Genomic DNA, 22,001 nt, shown 5'->3' on the forward strand with positions numbered 1-22,001 from the left:
CTTGTTTCAATCCCCTGACGGGGCAGATCCTTTTGCAACACGAACCTGTGGTCATAGCTCAGGCCGGGCGCTACGAAACGGTTTCAATCCCCTGACGGGGCAGATCCTTTTGTAACCCATCGGAGGGGACATCTGAGGGGGGCGCAACCTCGTTTGTGTTTCAATCCCCTGACGGGGCAGATCCTTTTGTAACAGGGAAATTCATGTTCGTAAACCTCACGCCACACCCAGTTAGTTTCAATCCCCTGACGGGGCAGATCCTTTTGTAACTGGAGGCATAAGATGGCTATCCTGGCGTTCAGAAAAAGCCAGTTTCAATCCCCTGACGGGGCAGATCCTTTTGTAACCAGACGCTCCTCACCTTCGCGACACTACCGACACCTGCCGGTTTCAATCCCCTGACGGGGCAGATCCTTTTGTAACCGCTCCGTCATACTCACCCGCGTCGAGGAGAGCCGCGTAAGGTTTCAATCCCCTGACGGGGCAGATCCTTTTGTAACCTGCGCGCCGCTTTCAAGCGCCTGGTCCTCAAGCACCACCCGTTTCAATCCCCTGACGGGGCAGATCCTTTTGTAACTCGTCGAGGGTAGCTGGCAGGACATCACCAACATGCGCCGGTTTCAATCCCCTGACGGGGCAGATCCTTTTGTAACAAACGCAACCGCCCTGGGCGCACCGTCTTGTAAAACCATGGTTTCAATCCCCTGACGGGGCAGATCCTTTTGTAACTCTACCCTCTGGGAGGCCCGTCTGGCAAGGGGTTTTTGAGGGTCATTTGACATCCCTCAAGTTATCCACAGCTTGGCCTGTGGATAACTCCAAAAGGACGAGGTGCGGGCTGTGGATAACCGCTAAGGGCGACTGACAAACGCTGAAACGTTCTTGCGTTAACACAGATTGTCAAGGTGCGCGTCACGGTGGGGGGCGTGACGGTATAAGAATAACATATGCTGCGGGGTTATGCAGCTTATGGGGCGCTGGCGGGTTGCTCGCTATTTAAGACTTGGCGTTTGCGCCTCTATGTTACTTTGGAGTCATTCAAGTGCGCTCAGTGACGCTGGCGAAAGGTAGAGCGCAGCAGCTGGGTAACCAGTACGGCGTAGCCCTTGACGTCCCGACTACCACACCAGCGGAGCGTCCTGATTAGCCGACGTGGATCGCAAAGCCCGGAGAAGAGCTCATGAACACTTCTACAACTGCCGATGACCTCGCAGCACACCAGATCGAGCAGCTACGGACCAGACTGCTCGACCTACGCAGCAGCAACCCTCTGATTGCGTTTAAGCATAGCGACCGGGCTCGCACCCACGTGCGCGTCATCGACGCCGCTCCGGACATTCTCTTCAACCAGCTTATCGAAGGGCGCTCGCTAACCTTCGTCGCCCTTCCACCCCTCGAGGACGAACCCGCCGACGAGCGAAGCGACGCTTTCGTGACGGCGCTGCGCGAGGCCAAGCTGTCGGATGAGGCGTACTTGGCCGCGCTCGAGGCGCTCGGGGACGACCCTCCGGAGGCGAAGCTGGCCGAGGCCGAGCGCGCGCTGAGAGATCGCCTGAGAAAGACCTTGGGGCTACCCGAACGCCCTAAAAAGGAGCGCCCCACACTGAGCGACTGGGCGCGGGAAAACGGCATCGACCCGAGCTACGACCTGTCGGCTAGGCATCGGCAGGCCCTCGTGCCCACGGAGCGCCTTAACGCGGAGATTCAGACGCTCCTGCTGCCCGAGGCTTTCGAGAGAAAACTCGGCGGGCTCCTCACCTACGCGCGCACCAGCCTTCAAGAGCTGGGGATCAACACGCTCTACTGCGTCTTCGGCTTTCTCGAGTGGTACGAGAGCGACGCGTCGGATCGGCCCATCCTGTCGCCCCTGCTGTTGCACTCGGTCGAACTGCAACGCACCCTGCAGGGCTCAACGTACCGCTTCTCGATCAGCAGCATGGGTGAGGAGACGGTCGTCAACGTCACCCTCAACGAGCGGCTGGGACGCGACTTCAACCTCTTGTTACCGCCCTTGGAGGGTGACGAGGGTCCTGAAGCGTACTTTGAAACCGTCACTAAGATCATCCGAGATAAACCCAGGTGGCGTGTTAGACGCTTCGTCACCGTCGGGCGTTTTTCGTTTGCCCGCCTCGCCATGTACCACGATCTCGACCCCAGCAAGTGGCCCTCCCATCGACCGCTGACAGCGCACCCAGCTGTAAGGGAGCTGTTAACGGGTACCGACCGCGACGCCCCTTTTTTCTCGGAGGTCTACGATACCGACGCACCCGCCATCTCCCGTCAGGTTCCTCTGCTCATCACGGACGCCGACGCTTCGCAGTTTAGCGCCGTCGTCGACGTCATGCGCGGCACCAACCTGGCCATCGAAGGTCCGCCGGGCACCGGTAAGTCGCAGACGATCACCAACATCATCGCCGCCGCCCTCGCCAAGGGGCAGCGCGTCCTCTTCGTCGCCGAGAAGATCGCCGCGCTCGAGGTCGTCAAAAAACGCCTCGACGACGCTGGGTTGGGCGAGTTCTGTCTCGAGCTCCACTCGACCAAAGCGAAAAAAACCGAGGTGCTCGACGCGCTCGGTAAACGGTTGGATCTGCAGCACCGCATCCCCCCTCCCGCCGAGCTCGACGAAGCCTTGGCGGAGTTAAACGACCTTAAAAGACGCCTTACGGCCTACGCCGAGGCGATGAACGCCGAGGTCGGGGCGCTGCGCAAGACGGTCCACGACCTTTTGTGGTTCCAGCAGCGCTTTCAGGCCGCGCAGAACGCCCCCAGCAGCTTGCCGGACGTCGCTTTGCAGGACGCCGAGGCGCTCACACAGGCGCAGCTCGCCGAGGCCAAGGATACGCTGACGCTCCTCAACCGTCTGCACGCGGAGCTGACACAGGCCTACGGCAGCGCCCGCACGCACCCCTTTTACGGGGTCAACAACGCTGACCTGCCCCCCTTCGCACAAGCCGAGCTGCTAGCTGCGCTGCGGCAGTGGTCGAGCACCCTGCAGGCGTTGCACCAGACGCTTCAGACGCTAGGGCTCGAAGACGCCGACGAGTACACCCTCGATAGGATCACGCACCTCACCGATCAGCTAGCTGGGCTGCCCGCACCTGAAAGCCTGCCGTTCGAACCGAGCCTGATGAGGGTAGGGGCGTCGGCTGCGCGCGAGGAGGTCGCACGAACCTTTCAGCAGCGCCTGCTGAGCTTCCAGAAGCGGTACGCCAACCTCGCCTGTGCGAGCACGAACCCCGATCACCTGCTCGATCATCCCGCGCTACTCAGCGCCGCTCACACCCTGTGCGCTGAGCTGGCCCTCGACGACGAGCGTGTCGGGGAGCTGCCGCACATGGTGGCGCAGGCTCGAGCCGACCTGGACACGCACGGCCGCATCCGGGGGCTCGTTCAGGACCTCGCTCAGACCCTGGGCGTCGCTCCGCCCACCGTGCTGGGGGAGCTGAAAGGGCTCGTCACCGCCGTCGAGCTGATCGGCCAGACCACCGACACCACGCTGAAGCTGCGGCGTCCGGCGCTGCTCGAGGAGGGGAGCAGCGTCGCGCTCGAGCGCCTGGACGCCCGCTTGGCGGCGCTGCGGGAAACGCACACGGAGCTCAAACCCATCTTCCACATCCCCGCTGACGTGGGTCAAGCGGAGGCGCTCCGGCAACACGCTCAGGCGCTACGAGGGGCCGGTCTCTTCTCCTGTTTCAACCAACGGGTGCGCGAGGCGAAGCAGGCGTACCGGGGGCTGCGCCGCGAGGACGTCCGTCTGCCCACGCGAACGATGGCCGACGAGCTGGAGGCTCTGGCTAGTCACCTGCACGAGCTTCAGGCGTTTGCCAACGACCCCGCCCTCCACCACCTCGCCGGTCCTTTCGCCGAGGGGCTCGATACCCCCACCGCCGACCTTCTAGCGGTCACGCGCTTTGCCGAAGCGGTGCGGCTGCACCTTCAGCCGACGAGCCCCCTCCTGTCGGCCCTTTGCACCCAGCTGCTCAAGGGGCCGAGCACGGCGTTAGAGGCGGCGCGCCTGCTCAGCGCCTCACCGGACTACGCAGCGCTCAAACGCGTCGCCCAGGCGCTGAGCGGCCGCGAGACGCAACCGCTGACCGACTTCGCCGAAACGCTGAGCACGAGGGTGCAACGGTTAGAAGCGCTCGCGGCCGAGCTGCACGCTCTCGCGCTCGACCCCCAGCTCGCTTTGTCGTCGCTCGAGCCGCTTGCGCGAGACGCCCTGGACCTCCACGCTCTGCGCGCCGAGCTGGCGGCGCAAGCAGCCTCCCGGTCGTTTCTCGGGGCGCTCGACCGGGGCGTCAAGACCGACCCCGAGATGCTCGCCAGCCTCCTCACGACCGTTGAGCGCGTCCGGGCGCTCGAGCTCCCCGCCGCGCTCAAAACGCGCCTCTTCACAGACGCCTACCGGGCTGAAGCCACGCGCCTGCGCGAGCTGCGCGCGGTGCTGGTCGCGCAGCTTCACGACGAAGCGCGCGCCGCGGAGCGCGCCAACGACCTCGCCCAGCTCGAGGAGACCACGTTCTTCGGGCGGGCGCTGCCGGAGCTGCCGCTCGCCGCCGCCATCCGCCGCCTGGAGGCGGCGGGGGCCGCTAGCGAGGCGCTCGACGGGTGGGTCCAGTACTTGCGGGCGCACCGACGGGCGCGCGCGCTCCACCTCCAAGCCTTTCTGCCCTCCTCCCAACGCGACCTCGCCGACCCCGCGGCCGCCTTTGAGTACGCCGTGGCTCGGGCCCTCACCAAAATCGCCTACGACCGCTTTCCGGTGCTCAGCGACGTTTCCGGCGAACGCCACATGCAGCTCCGCGAGCGCTTCGCGGAGCTCGACCGGCGCACGCTCGAGCTGCAGCGCCGCAAGCTCGCGGCCGAGCTGGCACACAAACCAGTCACGTGGGGCGTGGGCGCCGGCCCCAAAAAGAGCTACACCGAGCGCGCGCTCATCGAGCACGAGCGCAGCAAGAAAAAACGCCACATCGCCCTGCGCAACCTCCTCAGCCGTGCCGGCACCGCCATCCAGGAGTTGAAACCGTGCTTTATGATGTCGCCTCTGTCCATCGGTCACTACCTCCCGCCGGGCAGCCTCGAGTTTGACCTCATCATCATCGACGAAGCCTCCCAGATGAAACCGGAGGACGCCATCGGCGCGGTCGCACGCGCCGAGCAGCTGGTCGTCGTCGGCGACACCAAGCAGCTCCCCCCGACGACCTTTTTCGAACGCAGCGACACCCCCGACGAGGAGGATGAGGAGACGGTGGAGGCGGAGTCGATCCTCGACCTCGCCCTAGCCGTCTACCGACCCGCTAGGCGGCTACTGTGGCACTACCGTTCGCGCCACGAAGACCTCATCGCCTTCTCCAACCGCCACTTCTACGACAACAGCCTGATCGTCTTCCCCTCCCCCGTGCGCGACGCGCGCACCTACGGCGTCACCAGCACCTTCGTCGGGGGCACCTATCAGGCGCAGGTGCGGGTCAACCGCAAGGAGATCACCGCCGTGACCGAGGCGGCGCTGCGCTTTATGCAAGAGCACCCGCAGCGCAGCTTGGGGATCGTCGCCCTCAACCAAGCGCAACGCGACGCCCTCGAAGAGGAGCTCGACCGCGCCATCGCCAAAGATCGGGCCGCTCAGCGCTACCTCGAGCGCTGGGAGGGTTCGCTCGAGCCCTTTTTCGTCAAAAATCTCGAGAACGTCCAGGGAGACGAGCGCGACGTCATCTTTATCTCGACCGTCTACGGCCCCGACGCGCGGGGAACGGTGGCGCAGCGCTTCGGCCCGATTAACAGCGCAGGGGGGCACCGCCGTCTCAACGTGCTCTTCACCCGCGCCAAGTGTCAGGTGCGCGTCTTTACCTCGCTCAAGCCGGGCGACATCAGGGTCACGCCGGAGTCGCGCCAAGGGGTGCGCGCCCTGCGCGACTACCTCGAGTACGCCGCGACCGGCAGGTTGGAGACGGGGACCCCGACCGGTCGCGAACCCGATTCGGACTTTGAAGTCATGGTGATGGCGTGCCTTCGACGCGCGGGGTACGAAGCCACACCCCAGGTAGGGGTAGCGGGGTACTTCGTCGACCTCGCGGTGCACCACCCGCACGCGGCGGGGTCCTACCTGGCGGCGATCGAGTGCGACGGCGCCACCTATCACTCGAGCAAAGCCGCGCGCGACCGGGACCGCTTGCGCCAGGAGGTGCTCGAGCGCCTAGGGTGGCACGTGTACCGGATCTGGTCGACCGACTGGTTTTCCAACCCCGACAAAGAAACCAAAAAGCTGCGGGCCTACCTCGACCAACTGGCCCGCAAGACCGCGGCTCAGGGGACGCCAGCCAGCGGGGTGCCGCGCCGCACCTCCTTACCTGCGCCACCCAATGGCAAACCGAAGGCGCCGGCACCGAAAGCGCCCGGAAAGCCGCAGGGCGCGGTTGTCCGGGTCGGCGACTTCGTCCGCTACTGCGACGCCAACGACCTTGGGCAAGTGTTTACCGTGCAGATCACCGTGGGCACGAGCAAACCCGAGATGGGCATCATCAACTACCAAACGCCGGTCGCGCGGGCCCTGCTGGGCAAGCGGGTGAACGAGGTCGCCACCATCCACCTGCCCTTGGGGACCACCGAAGTGATCGTCCTCGAGATCCACAAAACGGGGTAGCGCGTCTGCGAGGACGCCTTTTGTCAGACGCCTTTTGTCAATCGTCGGGGGACCCGTAGCGGGTGCGTGGCCGCTAGGTCACGCGGCCACTACTCGATCCCAAAGGTCACCTGCAGGGTGACGGTCACCGCGAGCTGACCGCTCGCGATGGGCACGCTGGCGTCGGAGGCGAACTCGGCGCGGGCAGCAGGCAGAGGGATGCCGGCATCCGGCAGCGGCCCCTCGACAACCCGCGTCACGACGCCCAGGCGCACGCCGCTCAGCGAAGCGAGCTGCTGCGCGCGCTCGCGCGCCGCCTGCATCGCCTCCTCGCGGGCGCGGCTCTCGAGCGCCGCGCGGTTCGAGATGCCGAAGGTGACGTTCCAGATCTCGTTCGCGCCGGCCTCGACGCTCGCGCTGAGGAGCTCCCCCAGCTGTTCGGTGTCGCGCACGGTCACGCTCACGGTGTTCGTTACGCGGTAGCGCAGCTCGCCGGGGGTGCCGTCGGGGCGGTACGCTTGGTCGGGAAAGACCGCGAAGTTGCTCGTGCGGATGTCTTCGGGGGCGATGCCCGCCCCCTGCAAGGTGTTGATGAGGCGTTCGACCCGCTCGTTGACCTCGTCGAGCGCCGCTTGCACGTCGCGGTTGGTGGCCAAGACGCCGGCGTCAAAGCTCGCCCTGTCGGGTTCGCCGTAGGCGGTGCCGGTTGCCGTGACGGTGATGCCGGCAGGGCCCGTAGGGGGGGTTACGGGGGCGATGGCTCCCGCCACGACCCCTTGGGCGGCAGCGACGGGGAGGACGAGAAGCAGGCACAGCATAGCCGAACGCATCATGAGGACTCCTTTTCGCTCCCGAGTATACCGGTTCAAGATGAAAACCGTCCGGCGTGCCCTTTAGGCGCCCTTTACAGTTGCCTTAGCGCTTCCTTGACGCGCGCCGCCTGCCAGAGGTGGCGCCGCTCGTGCGCCAAAACGACGCCGAAGGCCCCAAACGCGCTCGAGCGCAGAAGCCGCGTGACCGGTGACGTGACCTTCACGCGGGCGAGATCAAGCCCCTCGTGAGCTCCCAGAGCTCGTCTTGCAGGGCCCAAAAGGGCGTTACGACCTCCTCACGGGCTGCCGCGACGGGAACGAACGCTTTGGGTGCGGTGAGTTTGCGCTTTACCGGCGGCTCGAGCGAGCGGATGACAAGGCCGCCCAGCAGCCCGTAGCGAAACGGCCCGGCGCCGCGCAGCCCCTTTCGCTGCGCCTCGGTGATCGCCGCGCGCAGCTTGCGGCGTAGCGCCGCCCGGTGACGTTGAGGTGCGCGAGATGGCCCCCCTCCGGCGGCGGGTGCCAGAGCCCTTGCTCCGGCACCCCTTGCAGAAGCCTCTGCGCGTCCCCCTTGAGCGCCCCGAGCTGCCGCCGCACGTCCTCCAACGCCCGGGCCATCACCGCCTCCGTAACGCGCCCTTACGCCGCTCGGGCAGGTTTAAGCGAAGAGCTCGGTGACGTTTACCGGCGCTTTCGGTGCGATGTAGGCCGTGTCCATCTGCGCGAGCTGCAGCTTGCCCGAGACGTCGTCGTTGACCCCGTGCCAGTAGGTGTAGTTGTCGATCACCCAGATCCCCGACTCGCGGGTGCCGTTGCCCGAACCCTTGATGCCGCCGAAGGGCATGTGCGCCTCGGCGCCCGTCGTCGAGTTGTTGATCGAGGTCATCCCCGCCTGGATCTCCTCTTTAAAGCGGTGCGCCCAGAGGCGGTTATTCGTGTAGATGGCCGAGGAGAGGCCGTAGTCGACCGCGTTGGCGGTCGCGATGGCCTCGTCGAAGCCGTCGACCTTGACGAGGTTGATGGTCGGCCCGAAGATCTCGGTCTTAAAGAGCCGCATCTCGGGGGTGACGCCCTCCCAGACGGTCGGCCAGCCGTAAAAGCTCGCTTCGGGGTCGCCGACGAAGCCTTCGGGGCGGTTGTCGGGGGTGATGCGACCCTCCCCGTAGAGCTTCGTCGCCCCGTCCTCGTGGCCCCACGCGTAGTGCTCGAGCCAGCGCTCAAAAAACTTCTTGCTGATAAAGGGACCGTAGAGGACGTCCTCGTGCTTGTTGGGGTCGCCGATTTTGATCTCTCGGGTGGCCTCCAAAAAGCGCGCCTTGAACGCGTCGTAGATGGGCGCGTCAAGGATCAGGTTGCCCGCCGAGGTGCAGCGCTGCCCGCCGGTGCCGAAAGACGCCCAGAGCGCGCCGGCAACGGCGTTGCCTAAGTCGGCGTCGCGCATCACCACCAAGGGGTTTTTGCCGCCGAGCTCTAGCGTCGGGTGTAGGAGGTTGCGCCCCGCGATCGCCCCGATCTCGCGGCCCACCGCCGTCGAACCGGTAAAGGCGAACTTGTTTAGTAGCCCCTCGTCCATCATCGCGATAAGGTGCTCCCCCGCCCCGCCCTTGCCGCCGCCGAAGACGAGGTTTAAGACGCCCGCCGGCAGCCCCGCCTCGTGCATCAGCTTGACCAGGGCGTAGGCGCACGCGGGCGCGTCCTCCGAGGGCTTCCAGACGACCGTGTTACCCGTCAAAAGGGCCGGGATGAGCTTCCAGGCGGGCACCGCCACGGGGAAGTTGCCGGCGGTGACGACGCCGACCACCCCCAGGGGGCGGCGGTAGGTGAGGAGGTCCTTGTTGGGCATCTCCGAGGGGACGGTCTGCCCGTAGAGGCGGCGCCCCTCGGACTGAAAGAAGTGGCAGGTGTCGATGGCCTCTTGCACGTCGCCGCGCGCCTCTTTGAGGGTTTTGCCCATTTCGCGCGTCGCGAGGCGGCTTAGCGCCTCCTTTTCGCGCTCGAGGGCCTTGCCGATGGTGCCGATGAGCTCGCCGCGCACCGGTGCGGGGGTCTTCGACCAGCTCCTAAACGCCTCGCGGGCGACCAAGCAGGCTTCGCGCACCTGCTCCTTGGTCGCTTCGGGAAAGTGGCCCAAGACGTCCGAGAGCTCCGACGCGTTGCGCGACGCGAAGGTCTGTTCGCTCCCCACCTCGCGGTCGCCGATAAGGTTTCCAAAGGTCTTCACCTGAGACTGCACCTGTGACATAGGCTCCTCCAAAGTCAACCGATGCTATCACAGGGCTCTACGCCGCCCCCCGCGTATCGCGGTGGCTATGGGTGGCGACCGATAGCTGCTGGCGGTTGCGGCGGCCGTCGCTGTGGGCGTCCCCGACGCAGCTATGGTGAGCGGTGAGCGCGCAAGGGTGCGGTCCGCGGCCCCTGGCTAGCGCCTACGCCCCAGAGGGTGCGGACCGAGACCCCTCGCGCGCTACTCGCCGTCTTCGTCCGCGTCTTCGTCTTCCAACGCGGGCCGCTGCGCCGCGACCTCCTCGGGGTCAGCGGGCGTCTCGCGCGCCTCGGCGAGCTCTTCGGGGGTAAAGAGCTGCGTGTCCTCGGGCAGGTCGCCGGCCTCCGGCGCGGTGACCACCGTCTGGTTGAGAACCGCCGCCGCGTCCTCGTCGCTCAGGTCATCGAAGGCGGGGTGCTCGAGCTCCCCGGCGAGCCCGTAGAGGAGCAGGTTGCGCAGGTACTCGCGCCCCCCCGCCGCCTGCAGCAGCGCGGGCGTCTGCGGCACCGTGACGTGGCAACCGCTGCAGCGCTCCTCGAAGAGCTCCGCCCCGCGCGCCTGCCAGTCGAACCCCGCGCTCGCGAGCACGGGCTCGGGCACCTCGGCGATACCCGCAGCGTCGAGTTCGCCCCTGAGCTCGTTGACGTCCCACGGCGAGAGCGTGGGCTCGCGCAGGGGCGTCACGTCGCTCGGCAGGTAGAGGTCTTCGGGGTCGACCGCCCCCTCGTTGCCCCAGCGCGTCAGGATAAAGTTGTTCACCGCCGCGACCTCCGCGTCGGGCAGGTTGAGAAACTGCGGCATGGGCGCCGTGTGGCGCGGGCTCGCGAGGCCGTGCAGGGTCACGTGAAGCAGGTACTCCCGCCCCCCCTCGGCGTTAAAGAGCGGGCCGAGGGTGCGCAGCCCCGGGTAGGCGCCCCAACCGCGGCCCTCGGAGCCGTGGCACGCGCGGCAGTTTACAGCGTACGAGTGCTCCCCCAGCGCCTCCCAGTCGAACGCCTCTAAGCTGGTCGCGCCCGCAAAGAGCGCGTCGACAGTCCTTTCGGTCGTCAAGATGACCTGCGCGCTCCTAAGCCACGCGAAGAGCAGCGAGACGAGCACCAAAAGGGCGGCGATGAGGTAGACGGTGCGGTTAGCGTAGATGTGGCGCATACTTCCCCCAGCGCTGCAGCCGCCTTAGGCGCCCAACCGGACGCCTAAAAGACGCCTAGACGAGGTCGAACTGCTCCATGTGGATGTGCTCTGCGTCCACGCCGACCTCGAGCAAGGCGTCGCGAACGGCGTCCATAAAGGGTGCGGGGCCGCAGATAAAGGCTTCGCGGTGGATGCTCTCTTGCGGCAAGCGGCGGCGCAGGATGTCGGCGGTGACGAAGCCCTCCTCGATCTTGTGGGCCTCTTCGGGGGGCTCGAGCACGTACGTCCCCGCGCCGAGGGCGCGGACGCGCGGCTTGGGCGGCTCCCAGTCCTCGGGCGGCTCCTCGAGCACGTAGACGACCTCGAGGTCGAGAAGCTCTCTAAGCCTCTCGATCTCCTCGCGGTAGGTGAGCGCCTCCCAGGTCTTGCCCGCGTAGAAAAGGAGCACGGGGCGGGGGTCGCCGCGGTCGGCCATGGTGTGCAGAAAGCTCATAAAGGGGGTGATACCGACGCCGCCGGCGAAGAAGAAGTACCCCGTCGCGGGGTAGCGGTCGATGGAGAACGCGCCGTGCGGCCCGTCGACGTACGCGGTCGCCCCGACGGGGACGTTTTTGATGTTGGCGGAGAAGTCGCCGAGCTCTTTGATACCGAATTCAAGCTGCCCCCCCCGCTCCGACGACGACGAGAACGAGTAGGGGTGCTCGTCGATGGTGTAGGGCGAGGCGTCGACCTTGATCCAGGCGAACTGCCCCGGGTGAAAGCGAAAACCGCTGTGCCCGACGGGCTCGAGGGCGAGGGTGTGGGTCTCCCCGCGCTCCGGCCGCACCGCGGTGACGCGCCAGGGCTGGCGCCGCTGCTGCGCCGGTTTGATGAGGCGCAGCCACACCACCACGCCCACGAAAAAGGCCGACATGGCGATCCAGAGCGCGTGCTTCCACCAGGTGTTGGTGTAGAGCCCCGCGAGCGCGACGTGGATCTGCGCGGACACGAGGGCGAGGACCGAGAGAAAGAGGTGCGAGAGCCGCCACGCCTCGTAGTTCATCCGGATCTGCTTGCGAAAGGCCGACAGCCCCCACAAGAGCAGCAAGCAGAGCACTGACAGGAGCGCAAAGCGGCTCGCCCAGTTGCCGCGCAGCGGGTTGAGGAGCTCTAAGCGCCACGGCTGCTGGATCATCAGGAGCACGGGGTGCGCGAGGATGAGGAGAATGGCGACGACCGCGATCTGCTTGTGGTACTGCAAGATGAGGTCGATGCCGTAAGGGGCGGTGACGCGTTTAAAGCGGGCGATCAGCACGAACTGCACCGCCATCTGCGTGAGCCCCACGAAGCCGAGCGCGATGGAGAGCTCCGTGACGAAGTCGCGGCCGGACGGAATCGGCCGGACGAGCATGAAAAAGAGCGGCGCGAAGATCACCACCAAGTAGGCCGTAAGCCAGAAAAATCCCGACAACCCACGCCTCATCGCCGCGCTACCTCGCTTTCCGGTGCGGTGCGGGGCCCCCCGAAGGGCGCTCGATTTTGACGCGCGCCCCAGGGCTCCCCCGAAGACCCTTGTGAAGACCCGAATGCCTCAATCTAGCACACCCGCTTTGTAACGGCAACGACGAGTGAGCGGACGCTCCTGACACGTGAGGCTGCAAGGGGCGCATTCATGCTAAGCTCATCCATGAACCGTTCGGTTGCAAGGTTGGCCCTTGCGCCCCTACTGGGGTTGGCGGGCTGCTTGATTGGCTCTCCGGAGGCGCTCGACTTCGCCAATGACCCGCGCATCCTCCGCGGCAGCTACCGCGGGGTCGTGGACGCCCGCACCTCGTCTGCTACCATAGCGCTCTCCGCCGACAGCCGCCTGTTGGCGATGAGCGCGGGCGACGGGCTCGCGGCCGTGCAGCTCTGGGACGTTCAAACCCAGACGGCCGTCAAGGGGCTGGGGAGGCTACCCGACGAAGCGTTCTTCTCGGGCGCCGCAGACGTCGCCATCAGCGCCGACGGCGCACGCGTCGCCAACCTCTTCCTCGACCGCGTGCAGCTCTGGGACACGGTGACGGGCACCGAGCGCTACCGCCTGGACGCCGGTCCGGCTTTGGGGCCTTGCAGCTATGCGTGCTTGCAGCGGCTCGAGCTGAGCGCCCGCGCCGACCTCCTCGCCGTCGCGGGCGGCGACCGCCCACGCGTCGCCCTCTACGAGGGGGAGGCGGGGGCGCTCCTCAGCGTGCTCGAGGCCCCCGGCAGCACCGTCGAGGAGCTCGCCATGAGCCCAGGCGGGGAGCGCCTCGCGGTGCTGACCAGCGACTACACGGACGCGAACGACAACCAACCCTTTTACCTCCAGGTGTGGAGCCCGCTCGACGCGAGCGCGCCGGGCGCGGCGCACCTCGCCTTTACGGGCTCGAGCCGCTGGCCCCAACGCCTGGCGCTCGCTTTGAGCGCGGACGGCAGCACGCTCGCTTTCACCGGCGACGCCAAGGTGCGCGTCATCGACCTCCAGACACGGGCCGAAACGGTGCTCCCGCTGCCCCACGACACCCAGTCGCTGGCGCTGAGCCCGGGCGGGGAGCAGCTCGCGGTCGGCCACTTCCGCCCGAATGGGCGCGCGGCCCTGAAGGTTTACGAGGTCGCAAGTGGGCGCATGCTGGCCGACCACGACGGCCCCGCCTCCGTGCGGTGGAGCGACGACGGGCGTTTTCTGCTCGTCGTCGGCGCCGCCGAACCCGCAGACGCTGGGGCCCCACACAACCAGATCCCCGAGGATAGCGGAGCGCCCAAGCTGCTGCGCGCCGACGACCTCGCCACCGTCGGCCACTTTGAAAACGGAGAGCTCCACAGGCTCGAGCTAGAGGCCACCCCCACCTACGTGACGGCGCAGCACTACCGCGTCGCCGGCACCGTCCGCGTCGACGGGGGCGCCGGGGCGCCCTTTTCCGGCACCGTCCGGGGCAGCGAAGCGCAGCGGTACCTGGCGCCTCGGGCGCGCCTACCGAATCCTGCCGAGTTGACGCTCGAGCTGGCGGGCTACCCCTGGGTGCTGCACGGCTTTCAGGATTGGGAGCAGGACGAAACCGAAAGCCGCCCCGGCGGTGTAGCTCTCAGCCACCAGAAGCTCGGGTCGTGGGAGGGCTACGCCGAGATCGCCGGGGAGACCAGCACGGCCTTCTACCCGTTCTACCTCGAGCGCGCCGAATAGGCCACCTGCACCCGCTCCGCGACCCCGGGCACGTCCCTTGCGGCGAGCACTTGCGCGAGCGCCTCGGCCCCCGCCACGAGGCGCGGCGCGGGGCGGCTAAAAAAGCTGTTGGCGTCGGCGGCCCACACCGCGCCCCGGCGCACCGCGCGCAGCGTTCGCGCTTCGGGGTGCTCGTAGAGCGCCGCGGCGAAGGCGCGGTTGGCCGCGAGGTCGTAGCCGCACGCGACCATCACGATCACGTCGGGGTCGGCCTCGAGCAACCGCTCCCAGGTGACGCGCGCGGAGACCTCGCCGGGGCGCCCCAGCGCGTCCTCGCCGCCGGCGGCCGCGACCTGCTCCGGCACCCAGTGCCCGCCGTAAAAGGGCGGGTCGGGCCACTCGAGCATCAGCACGCGCGGCCGCGGCGCCGGTTTGGGGAGGCGCGCTAGGCGCTCCCACCGCGCTTTAAGCTCGCCCACAAGCGCCGCCGCCCGCTCCGGCACGCCCGCCGCCGCCCCGACGCGCCCGATGTCACGCCACACGCCCGCGACGCTCGTCCCGCTAAGGCTCAGCGTCTGCGTACCCGCCGGGAGCACGTCGGGGAGAAACTGCAGCGTCTCCTGAACCGTCCCCACGCTCACCGCGCACACGTCGCACACCCCTTGGGTGACGATGAGGTCGGGCTTGAGGCGCGCCAAGAGGTCGCCGTCGACCTTGTAGAGCGCCCGCCCCTCCTGCACCGCGCGACAGACCGCCTCGTCGATCGCGCGCGCGTCTAGGTCGTGCGGCAAGATGCTGCTCGTGATGCGCGGCAGCCGCTGCACCTCGGGGGGGAAGTCGCACTCGTGCGACACCGCTACGAGCTGCTCCCCAAGTCCCAGCGCGCAGACGATCTCCGAGGCGCTAGGTAACAGGCTGACGATCCGCACGAACCACCTCCACGATCTCGCGGAGCGCCCGGTAGCCCGCCACGAGCCCCGGCCCGGGGCGCCCCAGGTAGGCTTCGGGGACGCAGAACACGGCCCCGCGCTGCACCGCCCGCACCCCTTGCCACGCGGGGTTGCGCCGCACCACCTCGGGGCGGTACTTGCGCGGGTCGACCCCGCACCACGACACGACGATGGCGTCGGGGTCGAGCGCGGCGACCTCCTCATCGGAGAGCGGGCGGCTCCTAACCTCCTCTTCCCCGAGCGGGTTGCGCGCGCCGGCCAGCACCAAGAGGTCGTGCACCCAGCTCCGGCGCCCCGGCGCGATCGTCGGGCGGTTCCACCACTGCACGAGGACGCTGGGCGCCGCCTCTGCGCTGCAGTCGACGAGCTCGGCGCGCATCTTATGGATGAGCGCCTCCCCCCGTTCGGCTACCCCCAGGGCGTGCGCGATCTCGCGGATGCTGGCGTAGACGTCCTCCAGGCTCACGGGCTGGGGCGCGAGGTACCGTAGCCCCGCCGCCTCGAGGCCCGCGACCACCCGCTCGTGCCCCGGTACCGTCAGCGAGGCGAGCACCAGGTCGGGCTGAAGCGCGCACACGGCCGCGATGTCGATCTGCAAGTCCGGCCCGACGCGCGGCAGACCGGCCAAGGCTTCGGCGGGCCGGTCCGAGTGGCTGTCCACGCCGACGAGCAAGTCCGCGCAGCCGAGCGCGCAGACGATCTCGGTGTTCGAGCAGGCGAGCGAGACCACGCGAGGGCTCACGTCACACCTCCCGCGGGCGCTCCCGCGCGCGCCACGGGGTCTCGGGGGTCTGCGAGCGTACGTTGACAAAGCGCGCGAGGACGAATAGGAGGTCAGAAAGGCGGTTTAAGTAGACCCCGACGTGCGGGTTCACCGCCTCCTCGTGGGCGAGCCCGGCGACGCGGCGTTCGGCGCGGCGCACGACCGTGCGCGCGAGGTGCAAGCTCGCCGCCGCCGGGTGCCCACCGGGGAGGATAAAGGCCTTTAAGGGGGGCAGCTCGGCCTCTAAGCGGTCGATGTGGCGCTCGAGCTCCTCGGCGTCGGCCGCGCTCAGCGGGACGAGGTTGGCGCGGTACTTGGAGCTCAAAGGCGTCGCGAGGTCGGTGCCGACCTCGAAGAGGGTGCGCTGCAGCGCGTCTAAGAGCGCGTCCACGTCATCGTCGCCCCCTAGCGGCGAGCGCCCGAGCTGCGCGCGCGCGAGCCCTAGTAGCGCGTTCGCCTCGTCCACCGTCCCGTACGCCTCGACGCGGGCGGCGTCTTTGGAGACGCGCTCGCCGCCGTAGAGCGCGGTCGTCCCCCCGTCTCCGGTGCGGGTGTAGATCTTCATAGCCCCTAGCGTACGCCACGGCGGGGCGTCGGGGCGTTGCGCTGGCGCGCGGGTGGTAGCACCGCCGCCCTACGCTAGAACCCGCGCGCCGGTCAGCGCTGGAAAGCTCGTGGGGCAGCCGTTCGCGGGGACGCGCCAATATCAGCCCGCACTATAATTGGCGCCCGCAGAAGGTGCTACGCTCGCTCCGTAGGAGGAGCAGCATGTTCGACAAGCTAAACGAGTTTTTCAACCAAGACCCTAAACGCCAGGACGACTACCGCGACTTCGAGCGCCGCTACCGCGAAGACCCCAACAGCATCTCCGACGAGGAGGCCGCCCGCCGCTACCGCGAGCTGATGGCCCACATGGAGGACGACGACGAGGTCGACGCGCAAGAGGAGTACGAGCAGGTGTTTGCGCGCATGACGCCCGAGGAGCGCCGCGCGCTCGCGCGGCGCTACCAAGAGGCGACCCGCGACCCGAGCCGCCGGTACCAAGGCTACCGCGACGACTACGACGACGAGCGGGCGACCTCGCCGCGCGAACTCGCGCGCATGACCCGCCGCGCCTCGAAAGAGGACCCGGACCTCTTGGAGAGCCTCCTCGGCCCCAACAACCCGCTCAACTCCACCGGCGGCCGCGCCGCGCTCGCCGGGCTCGCCGCGCTCGCCGCGCGCAAGTACTTGGGCGGACGCCGCCGCTAAAGGCTCCCCGTGGGCGCGCTGAAACGTTTCAGCGCGCCTTTTTTGTGCACGCTGGGCGCGTGGCGGCGCGCGCGGGCGTCCCGTAAACTAAAGGGTGCTCACCCCCCCCACCCCCCCCGACGCCCCGACCGCACCCGAGGGGCGGCTCGCGGTCATTGACATCGTGCGCGGCGTCGCGCTCTTGGGCATCTTCACCGTCAACATGCTGTTTTTCAGCTCCCCGGCGGGGTACTTCGGACTCACCCGCACCTGGCCGGGGGAGCTTAACTGGTGGCTCGAGGCCGCCGTGCGCACCTTTTTTCAGGGGGCGTTCTACGCCCTCTTCTCCTTTCTCTTCGGGCTCGGCTTCGCGTTGCAGCTGCGGCGCGGGCGCGCGGCGCTGCCGCGCTTTCGCCGCCGCTTGCTGGTGCTTTTGGGCATCGGCGCGCTCCACGCGAGCTTGATCTGGTACGGCGACATCCTGCTGAGCTACGCGGCGGCGGGGTTTGTGCTCGCGCCCTTTGCCTTTCGCCGCACCGGGGTGGTCATCGCCGGCGCCGCCCTCTTTTTCACGCTCTCGAGCGGTTCGTACCTGGGTTTTTGGGACCTCGGGTTCGCGGGGCGCGCGCCGTGGCTGACGCTCGCCGCTTTCGACCGGACCTTCGGCGAGGGGACGTACCCCGAGGTCGTCGCGTACCAGCTCCGCCTCCTCGGGCGCGAGGTGCTCAACTTCCCGAGCTTTCTACCGACCGTGTTGTGGCTGTTTCTCCTAGGGCTCCTGGCGGGACGCCACGAGGTCTTCGCCCGCCCCAACCGCCGCCTCTGGCTCTGGGTGCTCGCCGCCGCCCTGCCCTTGGCGCTCATCTTCAAGGGGTTTTACGCCACCTGGCTGCTCACTGGGACGCGGCACCCCTTCTCGCTCGCCTTTTCGTTCGCCCTCGGCGGGCCCGCGCTGATGTTCGTCTACCTCGCCCTCTTGAACCTGCTCCTGGCGCGCGCGCGGTGGCGGCAGCGCCTCGGCTTTTTCGGCGCCGCGGGGCGCATGGCGCTCAGCAACTACCTCGCCCAGTCGCTCATCTGCACGCTCATCTTTAACGGTTACGGGCTCGGTTACTGGGGGGAGTTGGGCCTCACCGTCACGCTCCCCTTGGCGCTCGCCATCTTCGCCCTGCAGGCGGTCTTTAGCGTCCTCTGGTTGCGGCACTTCCGCTTCGGCCCCGCCGAGTGGGTCTGGCGCAGCCTCACCTACGGCGCGCCCCAACCGCTGCGCCACGCGCGCGCGGGGTCGTGAGGTCGCGCCTCGTGCGCGCCGCCCGCACCTGGCCGGGGGTGCGGGGCTGGGGGGAGACGCTCCTGGCGCTCGCGGTCTTCGCCGCGCTCGCGCTGCCCCTGGGACGTTGGGGTGGGCTGCTCGAGGCATCCGCCGCGCTCCCCCCCGGAGCGGCCCTGAGAGTCGTTCTGCGCGCCTTTTTCGTACCGAGCGCGCTTGAAGAGATCCTCTTTCGGGTGCTCCCGCCACCCCGCTGGGCGCTCCCCGCACTCGGCGCCTACGTGCTCACGCACCCGCTCAACGCCCTTTTCGTGCGGGGGGCGCGGGACGTCTTTTTGAACCCCCTCTTCTTGCTGCTGACGCTCCTTCTGGGGGCGCTCTGCAGCCTCCTCTACCGCCGCACGGGGTCGCTCTGGCCGCCCGTGGTGCTGCACTGGGCGGTGGTGAGCGTCTGGCTCCCCTGGGGGGGCGCGGCGGCGCTCGGATAGCCCCATCTCACCCCGCCTTTGCTAGCTTAAAGGGGAAAGGAGCTGCCATGACTGCCCCTTCCACCCCCTCGAAGACCGACCCCCTCTTCGCCCCCGCCGTCCCCGAAACCCGCTTCGTCACCCTCGACATCCTGCGCGGGTTCGCCCTGTTTGGCGTGTTGCTCGTCAACATGCTCATGTTCTCCTACCTTGCGCCGCTCTACCCGCCGCTGGCCGCGCCCGGTCTCGGTCCCCTCGAGCGCGCCGCCGAGTGGGTGATCGTCACCTTCGCCGAGGGGTCGTTTTACCCGATCTTCGCCTTTTTGTTCGGCCTCGGCTTCGCGCTGCAGCTGCGCAAGGGCGAGGGGGTCGTGCCCCTCTACCGGCGGCGTCTTTTCGTCCTGCTCGGTATCGGGGTGCTGCACGCCGTCTTCGTCTGGTTGGGCGACATCTTGGTCACGTACGCGCTCGTGGGCTTTTTGCTGCTCCCTTTTCGGAACCGCTCGGACCGGACGCTGCTCCTATGGGTCGTGGGCGGGACGCTCTACACCTTCATCGCCTTTTACGTGCTCACCCTTTTCGGTGGCAACGCGCTGCCGCCCGAACTCCTCGCGCAGCTCGAGGGGCTCTACCGCACGGGCAGCTACGCCGAGCTGACGCTCGTGCGCCTCAGCTGGCTGTTTCTCAACCTCACGAACCTGCTCGTGGTCTTTCCGCAGATTTTGGCGCTCTTTCTGCTCGGGCTCCTCGTCGGGCGGCGGGGGGTGCTCCAGGACCCCGAGGCGCACGCGCCTCTGCTGCGCCGCACCTTTGGGGTGACCCTCGCGGTCGGTCTACCGCTCGTGCTGCTGCGCGGCGCGGCGCTCGCCCGGGGGGGCAGCACGCCGCTTTTCGAGGCGCTCGACGTCGCCATCGGCAGCCCCGCCCTCGGCTTCGCCTACCTCTCGGGGCTCGCGCTGCTTTTGCGCGCCGCGCGGTGGCAAGCGCGTCTGGGGCCGCTCGCCGCCGTCGGGCGCACCGCCCTCAGCAACTACCTGGCGCAGTCCCTGATCTGCACGCTCCTCTTCTACCCCTACGGTTTAGGGCTTTTCGGCCGCGTCGGGCCGGCGTGGGGCATCGTGCTCACCCTGGCGCTCTTCGCCGCGCAGATCGTGCTCAGCAACCTCTGGTTGCAGCGCTACCGCTACGGGCTCGCCGAGTGGGTCTGGCGGGCTCTGACCTACCAAGCGCGTCCGGCGCTGCGGCGGGGGGTCTAAGCCTCAAAAGCGCCCCCGACCGGCCTGGGCGTCGGGGGCGCGCTTGGCGGAGCACGATTTCGTCCTCGGTGCTGTTGACCTTCATGCACTTTGGCCGCTGGTTTAGCGCCCAGCGAGCGCCTGTGGCTTGGCCACAAGCCACAGGCCACAGGCCACGAACCCAAACCGGTTCATGCGGAAGCTTAGAATAATGCTTAGGACGACGTCAACGGAACCTAGGTCGTGCTAGCCGACCGGACGCTCAAATCGCAAAAACCCTTGGCGCTGTCGCCAAGGGTCTTCGAGGTAAGGCCGTTCTCGAGGGTCTAGAAGTGGAAGTTGAACCCGAAGCGGCCGCGGAACGAACCGCGCGGGTTGTTGAAGTTGGGCGGCGCCACGACGCCGGGTTGCAGCTCGCCGAAGAGCCCGATGCGCCCGAGCATCGCCTCGGCCCCCACGACGCCGTGGACCCCGAAGCGGCGCACGTCGGTGAGGCGGCGCGCGCTCTGGCGGTAGTAGCCGTCGACCCCGGCGCCCAGGTAGAGGTTGCTGTGGGTCGTGGTGTTGGGCGCGGCGCTCGCGCGCACGTTGACGTTGTCGGTCGTGAAGTAGTAGACCGGCACGAGCACGTCCAAGCTCGCCATCTCGGGGCGGGCGTCGCGCAGGCTCCCCTCGGCGCTCACGCGCAGCTCGAGCGACGGCGAGAGCGCGACGCCGAGGTGCGCGCCCGCCTTAAAGTCCTCGTTGACGTAGGGCGAACCGGTCGAGAGGCCAAAATAGAACGCCTGCGCGTGCGCGGCCCCCAGGACGACGAAAAGAAGGACAAACAGGGTTTTTTTCACGCGTAACCTCCACCGCCCACCCTAGCAGCCCTAGCTTAAGCGAAGTTTAAGAGGCTCGAGCCACCCCTTCTCCCGCGCGAGGCGCGCCGTGCGGTTGCTGACGTCCAACTTGCCGATCGCCTCCGAGAGGTAGAGCGCACCGCCCCGTCTGAAAGCCCGAGCTCGCGGGCGATCTCGGGGCTCGGGCGAGCGCCGTGCGCCCCCAGCCGAGCGCCCCGAAGTCGGGGGCAACCAGGGGCTGCACAAAGGCGCCGAGCAGCTACACCAGGTGCAAAGCGGGCTCCCACCCGAGGGCGGCGGGCGCGAGAGCGCAACACGGCGCGACCTTGACCCGCGAGGCCGCTTAGAAGCGCTCGAGCTCGAGCTCGCCGAAGATGACCGTGCCGCTCAGGCGCAGCGTCGGCGAAGCGTCCGAGAGCGCGGGCGGCACCCCGACCTCGTCGACGCTGCCCAGAATCGGCTGCGCGTCGCTCAGGACGCGCCACGAGGCGGGGACGCGCAGCTCGACGCCACCAAAAAGGACGAAGAACTCGAGCTTCACCTCCGGCGCGGCGAGCACCGCCTCGCGCAGGTCGAGGCGAATCGAACCGAACACGCACGACAGGTTGCCCCCTGAAACGTGCATCCCCGCAGCGCGCACCTCGGCGCTGCCGAAGATCACCGTGCGGTCGACGCGTTGGGCGGGTGCGGTGGGCGGGGTGTCGGGTGAGGCGGGGGTCGGGTCCATCGTCGATCCTTTCCAGCTGCTACCAGGCAGCCTCATGAGCCGCGCCCCGTAGGGCGATTGTAAGCCAAATCGGCTACGACGCTGCGGGCTACCCGTAGGTCTGGCCTTTGGGGCGACGTCTAGGCCCGTCGTCAGTTCGTCCAGGTTTAGCAGGTCGGGATCGCCCACGAGGGCGAGCGCGAGGTGCAGCCGCCCCTTCTGCCCGCCCGAAAGACTCCCGTAGAGCCGGCGCTCGAGCCCCGAGAGCCCCGCGCGCGCCACGACCTCGCCCAACGGGAGCGGCTGCGGGTAGTAGGCGGCAAAGTGCGCTACGTGCTCGCGCACCGTGAGCGTCTCCGGCACGCCGGAGAGCTCGAGCACCGCCCCGACGCGCGTGCGGTTCGCCGCGCCCCGAGAAGTCGGCGCCGAAGAGCCGCGCGTCGCCCGCGGTCGGTTTGAGAAGCCCCAGCATGAACCCGACCGCTTCCCGGGCAGGGGCTTTGGGCCGGGGCACCGGCGCTAAGCGCTGCACCCCGATACGCGTTGGCGGGGA

At 68.0% G+C, this 22,001-nt stretch carries 16 protein-coding genes and 1 CRISPR repeat array (1 of these 17 only partly in view); of the genes, 6 read left to right on the forward strand and 10 right to left on the reverse strand.

What is annotated here, in order from left to right; translation table 11 throughout:
- A CRISPR array of direct repeats spans positions 1-729; the repeat unit is 36 nt; unit sequence GTTTCAATCCCCTGACGGGGCAGATCCTTTTGCAAC; it begins 223 nt to the left of the window's first position.
- 451 nt (positions 730-1,180) lie between these two features.
- The gene (locus TRAD_RS11065) at positions 1,181-6,640 is read left to right on the forward strand and encodes a DUF4011 domain-containing protein (protein WP_013178699.1); all 5,460 of its coding nucleotides are present in this window, start codon (positions 1,181-1,183) and stop codon (positions 6,638-6,640) included.
- Positions 6,641-6,729: 89 nt separating this feature from the next.
- Here the strand turns inward: TRAD_RS11065 and TRAD_RS11070 are convergent, their stop codons facing one another.
- From TRAD_RS11070 to TRAD_RS11090, 5 genes are all read right to left on the reverse strand, one after another.
- Entirely contained in the window at positions 6,730-7,452 is a 723-nt protein-coding gene (locus TRAD_RS11070; RefSeq protein WP_013178700.1) for an SIMPL domain-containing protein, read from the reverse strand.
- 327 nt (positions 7,453-7,779) lie between these two features.
- Complete coding sequence (locus TRAD_RS16100; RefSeq protein WP_013178701.1) at positions 7,780-8,049, reverse strand: hypothetical protein; 270 nt, start codon at positions 8,047-8,049, stop codon at positions 7,780-7,782.
- 40 nt (positions 8,050-8,089) lie between these two features.
- Positions 8,090-9,673, reverse strand: coding sequence for an aldehyde dehydrogenase family protein (locus TRAD_RS11080; protein ID WP_013178702.1), 1,584 nt, complete (start codon positions 9,671-9,673; stop codon positions 8,090-8,092).
- Between the two features lie 222 nt (positions 9,674-9,895).
- Complete coding sequence (locus TRAD_RS16535) at positions 9,896-10,843, reverse strand: cytochrome c (protein WP_013178703.1); 948 nt, start codon at positions 10,841-10,843, stop codon at positions 9,896-9,898.
- Between the two features lie 55 nt (positions 10,844-10,898).
- Positions 10,899-12,275, reverse strand: coding sequence for a ferredoxin reductase family protein (locus tag TRAD_RS11090; RefSeq protein ID WP_221401603.1), 1,377 nt, complete (start codon positions 12,273-12,275; stop codon positions 10,899-10,901).
- 216 nt (positions 12,276-12,491) lie between these two features.
- Here TRAD_RS11090 and TRAD_RS11095 point away from each other — a divergent pair, with 216 nt between their 5' ends.
- Positions 12,492-14,006 (forward strand): WD40 repeat domain-containing protein, encoded by a 1,515-nt coding sequence (locus TRAD_RS11095; protein ID WP_148221238.1) that lies wholly within the window; start codon positions 12,492-12,494, stop codon positions 14,004-14,006.
- On the opposite strand, the gene TRAD_RS11100 is transcribed toward TRAD_RS11095, so the two are convergent.
- The 3 genes from TRAD_RS11100 to TRAD_RS11110 are packed head-to-tail and all read right to left on the reverse strand — an operon-like array spanning position 13,985 to position 16,263.
- Positions 13,985-14,914 carry a cobalamin-binding protein gene (locus tag TRAD_RS11100; protein ID WP_013178706.1) on the reverse strand — a complete coding sequence of 310 codons (930 nt, stop codon included), beginning with the start codon at positions 14,912-14,914 and terminating at the stop codon, positions 13,985-13,987. The genes TRAD_RS11095 and TRAD_RS11100 overlap by 22 nt on opposite strands.
- Positions 14,889-15,677, reverse strand: coding sequence for an ABC transporter substrate-binding protein (locus tag TRAD_RS11105; protein WP_013178707.1), 789 nt, complete (start codon positions 15,675-15,677; stop codon positions 14,889-14,891). Before TRAD_RS11105 ends, TRAD_RS11100 begins: the two co-directional genes overlap by 26 nt.
- Before the next feature lies 1 nt (position 15,678).
- Positions 15,679-16,263, reverse strand: a complete 585-nt coding sequence (locus TRAD_RS11110) for a cob(I)yrinic acid a,c-diamide adenosyltransferase (RefSeq protein ID WP_013178708.1) — start codon at positions 16,261-16,263, stop codon at positions 15,679-15,681.
- Positions 16,264-16,466: 203 nt separating this feature from the next.
- On the opposite strand from TRAD_RS11110, the gene TRAD_RS11115 reads away from it, so the two are divergent.
- From TRAD_RS11115 to TRAD_RS11130, 4 genes are all read left to right on the forward strand, one after another.
- Positions 16,467-16,949: a hypothetical protein gene (locus tag TRAD_RS11115; protein WP_013178709.1), complete on the forward strand. Its 483-nt coding sequence runs from the start codon at positions 16,467-16,469 to the stop codon at positions 16,947-16,949.
- A 94-nt stretch (positions 16,950-17,043) separates the two neighbouring features.
- On the forward strand, positions 17,044-18,219 hold the full coding sequence (locus TRAD_RS11120) for a DUF418 domain-containing protein (protein WP_013178710.1): 1,176 nt from the start codon (positions 17,044-17,046) through the stop codon (positions 18,217-18,219).
- Positions 18,216-18,686, forward strand: a complete 471-nt coding sequence (locus TRAD_RS15370; RefSeq protein ID WP_049773107.1) for a CPBP family glutamic-type intramembrane protease — start codon at positions 18,216-18,218, stop codon at positions 18,684-18,686. The genes TRAD_RS11120 and TRAD_RS15370 overlap by 4 nt, the downstream gene beginning before the upstream one ends.
- A gap of 47 nt (positions 18,687-18,733) precedes the next feature.
- Entirely contained in the window at positions 18,734-19,921 is a 1,188-nt protein-coding gene (locus TRAD_RS11130; protein WP_013178712.1) for a DUF418 domain-containing protein, read from the forward strand.
- A 305-nt stretch (positions 19,922-20,226) separates the two neighbouring features.
- Here the strand turns inward: TRAD_RS11130 and TRAD_RS11135 are convergent, their stop codons facing one another.
- Positions 20,227-20,742, reverse strand: a complete 516-nt coding sequence (locus TRAD_RS11135) for a hypothetical protein (protein ID WP_013178713.1) — start codon at positions 20,740-20,742, stop codon at positions 20,227-20,229.
- A 343-nt stretch (positions 20,743-21,085) separates the two neighbouring features.
- Entirely contained in the window at positions 21,086-21,943 is an 858-nt protein-coding gene (locus tag TRAD_RS16735; protein ID WP_083770804.1) for an ATP-binding cassette domain-containing protein, read from the reverse strand.
- Positions 21,944-22,001: the final 58 nt, after the last annotated feature.

Source organism: Truepera radiovictrix DSM 17093, assembly GCF_000092425.1.
In the GTDB taxonomy this organism is placed as follows: Bacteria; Deinococcota; Deinococci; order Deinococcales; family Trueperaceae; genus Truepera; species Truepera radiovictrix.